General features: G+C 70.1%; 5 protein-coding genes. 1 reads left to right on the top strand and 4 read right to left on the bottom strand.

Annotation, left to right across the window (positions count from 1 at the left end):
- Window positions 1–273 precede the first annotated feature (273 nt).
- Both AC07YS_RS11175 and AC07YS_RS11170 read right to left on the bottom strand, forming a co-directional pair.
- A complete protein-coding gene (locus AC07YS_RS11175; RefSeq protein ID WP_495267712.1) occupies window positions 274–1119 on the bottom strand; it encodes a PhzF family phenazine biosynthesis protein in 846 nt (281 codons plus the stop codon).
- Window positions 1120–1150: 31 nt separating this feature from the next.
- Window positions 1151–1780 carry a LysE family translocator gene (locus tag AC07YS_RS11170; protein WP_495267711.1) on the bottom strand — a complete coding sequence of 210 codons (630 nt, stop codon included), beginning with the start codon at window positions 1778–1780 and terminating at the stop codon, window positions 1151–1153.
- Between the two features lie 126 nt (window positions 1781–1906).
- On the opposite strand from AC07YS_RS11170, the gene AC07YS_RS11165 reads away from it, so the two are divergent.
- Window positions 1907–3253: an aminotransferase-like domain-containing protein gene (locus tag AC07YS_RS11165; protein ID WP_495267710.1), complete on the top strand. Its 1347-nt coding sequence runs from the start codon at window positions 1907–1909 to the stop codon at window positions 3251–3253.
- Window positions 3254–3266: 13 nt separating this feature from the next.
- On the opposite strand, the gene AC07YS_RS11160 is transcribed toward AC07YS_RS11165, so the two are convergent.
- Both AC07YS_RS11160 and AC07YS_RS11155 read right to left on the bottom strand, forming a co-directional pair.
- Window positions 3267–4814 (bottom strand): amidase, encoded by a 1548-nt coding sequence (locus AC07YS_RS11160; protein WP_495267709.1) that lies wholly within the window; start codon window positions 4812–4814, stop codon window positions 3267–3269.
- Between the two features lie 21 nt (window positions 4815–4835).
- Window positions 4836–5846, bottom strand: a complete 1011-nt coding sequence (locus AC07YS_RS11155; protein WP_495267708.1) for a Bug family tripartite tricarboxylate transporter substrate binding protein — start codon at window positions 5844–5846, stop codon at window positions 4836–4838.
- Between the last annotated feature and the right edge of the window lie 154 nt (window positions 5847–6000).

Here is a 6000-nt window from a genome sequence, read left to right as displayed (position 1 = left end):
GGGCACAGGGGCGGTGGCGACGGTCATGGGCGTGGGAGGCGCGGCGTGCGCCCGGCCGATGGTAATCCTTGGCCCGTGGCCCTTTCTTGCGATGAGTGCGCCTGCGCCTTTGTCGATGGGCGATGAAAGGTGACAGCGGTCGGCATCGAGGCGTTTCCCTGAGCTACTTTTTTCTTCCCCTTGCCTCTACCAGCGCCGAACCGCTGTCGAAACGTAGTGTGCGCAACGCAGGTGAAGTCAGAGTGAAGTCTGTGCAGGCCTTGCGTGAACGGATCAAAGGCCGTCCAGTTCGCCCTTGACGTGCGTGCGCGTGTCGCCGCCGACCCAGACCTGGCCGGCGTCGTCGCGGGCCAGGTGGATGCGGCCCTGCCGGCCCAGGCGCGTGCCCTGCGCGGCGACGTAGTCGTCTTGTGCCACGCCTGTGGCGAAGATCCACTGCGCGAGCGAGGCATTGAGGCTTCCCGTGACGGGGTCTTCGACGATGGCGCCCAGATGGTCGGTGAAGAAGGCGCGCACTTCGAAGGCCGCGCCACCGCCCTCGGCATGAGGGCCGACCACGCCGACGTCGATGCGCGTGGGCCAGCGTCGGGCCGGATCGAGAGACAGCACCTTGTCTGCCGACGCCAACCGGATTCCCAGCCAGCCAGGGCCGTTGTCGATCCAGGCGGCGTCCTGGATGTCGTCGGCTTCGATGCCCAGCAGCCGCCGCGCGTCCTCGAGTTCGGCCGGGGTCGGCGCGCCCGAGCGGATCAGCGGCGGCGCGGCGAACGCGAGCCGTCCCTGGTCGCGCCGGATCTGGACCAGCCCCGCGCCGCACTCCTGCGTGATCACCGTGGCGTGCCGGGGCGCGCCCTGGCCCGAGAGCCAGGCGTGGCAGCTTCCGAGCGTGGGGTGCCCTGCAAAAGGCATCTCCCGGTCCAGGGTGAAGATCCTCACGCGGTAGTCCGCTTCCGGGTGCGTGGGTGCGAAGACAAACGCGGTTTCCGAGAGGTTGAACCAGCGCGTCAGCTGCTGCATGTCGTGCGTGGCGAACGCGTCGGCGCCGGTGACGACCGCCAGCGGATTGCCCGAGAGCGGGCCGGCGCCGAAGACGTCGACCATGTGGACGGTGATGCTCATGCGTTCGGTCTTTCGCTGGGATTCATTGGATTCAATTCTGCGAGACCAGCAGCTTGAGCCCCGCGGCCGCGAACACCGCCGAGAGCACGCCTTCGATCCAGCGTCGCAGCCTCGCATACAGCGCGATCATCGAGGCGGTGGAAAAGACGATCGCGTAGCCGCCGAACACCATGATGCCGAGAAGCACGCAGCCGCCCACGATCGCCGGCAACCCACCGGCGGGTGCGTCCTGGCGCACACCGAGCGAGATGATCGCGATCCACGACATGATCGCCTTCGGGTTGCCGATGTGCATGAGCACGCCCTGGCGGTAGAGGGTGCGGTAGCGCAATGCGCCGCGTTCTGCGCTGTTCTTCATCGCGTCGGCGCCAAGTCGCATGGCGGACCGGCCCGCGCGAAAAGCCAGGTACAGCAGGTAGAGGCCGCCGGCGATCTTGAGCACGACGAGTGCCTGCGCATACGCGGTCAGGACGGCGGAAACGCCGGTCGCCGCCAGGATCGCCCAGAAGAGCGAGCCTGTGACAACACCGGCCGCAAGTGCGAGCGCGGAGCGACGGCCGTCACGCATCGCGGTGCCCATGATGGCCATGTTGCTCGGCCCCGGACTGGCGGTGGCGATGAGGTACGTCCCGTAGACGAGTGCGATCTGGCTGACGGCCATGCGGGTGCTCCAAAACCAAGGGTGTCTTCAGCGGCCTTCAGTGCGATAGAGGCCGTGCGGTGAAAGTTACACTATTGAGATATTCAAAAAGTGTCACGTGACACTTTTATTTGCGAGGCCGCGCACGTGCTCCTTCGATCCTCCTGGACGCCCCGTCTGGCAAGCAACGGCACGAATGCCACCGAGCGGGTGGTGCTGGCCCTGGCCGACGACATCGTCGAGGGGCGGCTCGCAGGCGGCGATCGCCTGCCTGCCCATCGGGACCTGGCGAAGACGCTGCAGATCGGCCTGGGCACCGTGACGAAGGCCTATGCGATCCTGGAGCGCAGGGGCCTGACGCGCAGCGTCAAGGGCCGGGGGACGTTCGTGGCGATCCATCAGGCGCATGGCGACCGGCAGATCGATCTGTCGTCGAATGCGCCGCCGGCCGCGCTCGGTGCGCGCGTGCTGGCGCGCACGCTGACGGGCATCGCGCGCAAGATCGACGCCGATCACTTCAACCTGTACGCGCCACCCGGCGGGCACCTGGAGCATCGCCGCGTTCTCGCCCGCTGGCTCGAGACAATCGGCCTGGCCGTCGATCCGTCGCAGCTGGTCCTGATGAGCAGCGCACGCCAGGCGCTGTCGCTGGCCTTCGACCTGGTGTGCGGTCGGCAAGGCGTGCTGCTCACCGAACGGATCACCTACCCCGGCGCCCTCGCGCTGGCCCGGCGCAAGGGGTATCGCATCCAGGGCGTCGAGATGGACGCGGAAGGGATGGTGCCGAAGGCGCTCGCACAGGCGCTCGACGGCGCGGCGCCCGCCGGTGGCACGGCGGTCTATCTCACCCCGACGCTGCACAACCCGACGACGGCCACGATGAGCGCGAAGCGACGGCGGGCCATCGTGGCGGTGTGCCGCCGCGCGGGCGCCTGGATCATCGAAGACGGCGTGTACGCGGCGGCCTCCGACGGCTTGCCCCAGTTGGCGACACTGGCGCCCGACATCGCGTTGCACGTGAACGGGCTCTCCAAGTCGCTCGGCCCCGGATTGCAGGTCGGCGTGCTGGCACTGCCGCCCGAGCTGTGCGGCCCCGCGCAGGCGCTGCTGCAGGACGTGCCCATGGCGCCGTCGGCGTTCTCCTGCGCGGTGGTCGACGAATGGCTGGCCACCGGCGTCGTCGCCTCGGTCCAGCGCGATCTGCGCCACGAGGCCCGGCGGCGTTCTCGGCTGGCCGTCTCGCTGCTCGGTGCCGGCGAACTGGTCTGGCATCCCGATGCCTACAACGTCTGGCTGCCGATGCGACGCGATGCCGCCGAGGGTGTCGTGGCCGCGGCGGCGCAAGCCGGTGTGAAGCTCACCCCGCCGCAGACCCTGATGGCGAACCCGAAGGACCAGGCGAGCGGCCTGCGGATCTGCCTGGGCGGCCCCGGCTTCGACGAGCTGACCGGGGCCCTGGCCCTGCTGGCCACCTTGCTGAAGCGAAGCGCCTGACGCGGCGCGGACCTCAGACCACCGGCGCCGGGGCGCCGTCGCTGGGCACGCTGGCGTGCCGGTCGTCGGGCGGCGCGGTCACGATCGAGTCGAGGGCCGGCTCGGCCTTGCGAAGGCGTGCGAGATCGGGCCGCGGCCGGCGCAGCCGCGGGTCGGGCGCGAAGGCCTGTTCCATCGCCTGCGCGGCCGACAGCAGCGCGAGGTCGCCGCGAAAGCGCCCCACCACCTGCAGGCCGAACGGCATGCCGCGCTCGTCGGTGCCACACGGCAGGCTGATCGCAGGGTGGGTGGTCAGCGTCACCACGTAGGTCAGTGCGAGCCAGCGGTAGTAGTTCTCCTGCGGGCGGCCGTCGATCTGCAGCGCATGCGACTGCGTCCAGGGAAAAGGCGACACCGGCGTCGTGGGCGAGAGCACGAGGTCGTAGTTCTCGAACACCTTCTGGAAGCGCTGGAGGATGCGCGTCTGTTCCGTCTGCGCCCAGGCCGCGTCGGGCAGGCTCATGCGCGCGCCCATCTCGTAGTTGCTGCGCGGGTTCGGGCCCAGGCTCTCGGGGGCGCGTTCGTAGGCTTCGCGCATGCCGGCGACGAAGGCCTCCGCGCGCAGCACGTCGAAGCAACGGTGCACTTCGCCCAGGTCGAAGCGCACCTCGTCGCAGGCCGCAAAGAGCCCGCGCATGGCGGCCATGCGGTCGTGCATGATCCGGCGGATCGACGGGTCGACATCGCACAGGCCGAAGTCGGTGGTCCAGGCCACGCGCAGGCGCGACAGGTCCAGCGGCGCCGGCCGCGCGAAGGCCGACGCATCCAGCGGATAGCTCAAGGGATCGCCCGGATGCGGGCCCGCCGTGGCCGCGAGCTGGAGGCAGGCGTCGGCCACATCGCGTCCCATCGGGCCGACCACCGAGATCGGCGACCAGCCCAGGCTCTTGCGCACGCTGGGCACGATGCCCGGCGAAGGCCGCAGGCCCACCACGCCGCACTTGGCGGCCGGGATGCGCAGCGACCCGCCGGTGTCGGAGCCGGTGCACACCGGCAGCATGTCCAGCGCCAGCGCCGCGGCCGAACCGCCCGACGAACCGCCGGCGTTGAGGTTGGGGTCGAAGGGATTGCCCGTGGCCCCCCAGACCGGATTGCGGCTGTTGGCGCCGGCGCCCATCTCGGGCACGTTGGTCTTGCCCACCACGATCGCACCGGCGGCACGCAGGCGGCGCACCAGCTCGATGTCGTTCGACGGCACATGGTTGCGCAAGGCGGGCGTACCCATGGTGGACAGCAGTCCCGCCGTCGGCTCGAGGTCCTTCACGCCCAGCGGCAGGCCGTGCAGCAGGCCCAGGGGCTCGCCGCTCTTCACGGCCCGCTCCGCGGCGCGAGCCTCGGCGCGGGCGCGCTCGTAGCAGGTGGCGGTCACGGCGTTGACGAGGGGGTTGAGCTGTTCGATGCGTGCGATGCAGGCCTCGAGCAGTTCGACCGGCGAGAGGGCGCGCGTGCCGATCAGCCGTCGCAGCTCCACGGCGGAGAGTTCGACGAGCTCGGAGGAGGAGGAAGAGGAAAGTGGGGTCATGGCTTTCGGAATGTGCCGCACTCAGTCGGCCTGGATGTTGGCGCGCCGGGCGACGGCGCGCATGAGCGGAAGTTCGCGTTCGATCTGCGCGAGCAAGGCGGCGGCGCCGGCGAAGGCCGGCTCCGCGCCCTGGGCCTGCAGGGCGGCCTGGGCCTGGGGCGTGGCGACGATCTTGGCGAGTGTCTTCTCCAGCCGCTCGCGCACCGGGGCGGGGGTGCCCTTCGGCGCGACGACCATGATCCAGGTGTCAGCATCGACCTCGGGGTAGCCCGCCTCGGCGAAGGTCGGGACCTGCGGCAGCTGCGAGGAGCGCTGCCGGGTGGTCACGGCGATCGCCTTGACCTTGCCGCCCTTGAGCTGCGGAATGGCGGCGGTGACGGTGTCCACCGAGAACGGCACCTGGCCGCCGATCAGGTCCGTCATGGCCGGCGCGCTGCCCCGGTAGGGCACGTGCATGATCTTCGCGCCCACCGCCTGCAGGATGATCTCGCCGGTGAAGTGCGAGGACGTGCCCGTGCCGAAGGATGCGTACGAGTACTTGTCGGGCGCCGCGCGCACCGCGCTGGCGAACTCCTTGACGTTGCCGATGGGCACGTTCTTGTTGGCCAGCAGGATCAGCGGAATGCGCGCGACGATCGCGACCGGCTCGAAGCTGCCCAGGGCGTCGTAGGGCAGGTTCGGGCGGATGGCCGGGTTCATGGTGAGGGTCGAGCCCGAGCCGAGCAGCAGGGTGTAGCCGTCGGGCGATGCCTTGGCCACGAACGCGGCGCCGACCGCCGTGCCGGCGCCGGGGCGGTTGTCGATGAGCACCGGCTGCCCCAGTTCCTCCGACAGGCGCTGGCCGACCAGGCGTCCCACCGTGTCCGCACTGCCGCCGGGCGGGTACGGCACCACCAGCGTGACGGGGCGCGTCGGGTAGGCCAATTGCGCCTGTGCCTGCGCGGGCATGGCCATGCCGAGGCAGGCGGCCAGGCCCGCGAGGACGGCACAGCACCAGCGCCGCTGCGGCGCTTGCGAACGGGGAGCGTTCATTGACAGGTCCTTCAGTAGAGCGAAGAGGAGAGAGGGGGAGGGGAAATGCTGGGGCACGCCCTGCGGTGTAGCAAGCACAATGATTGGAAGGTTGCGTTGCTGCTGGCGCAACGCAGACCACGCCGATGAAATCGCCCACTTCCAAGCCTTCAGC

It is taken from the genome of Variovorax sp. GW458-11-26-14-LB1, from assembly GCF_059423965.1.
Note: the sequence above shows the minus strand (reverse complement) of the source record. Positions and strands in the feature narration are given on the sequence as shown.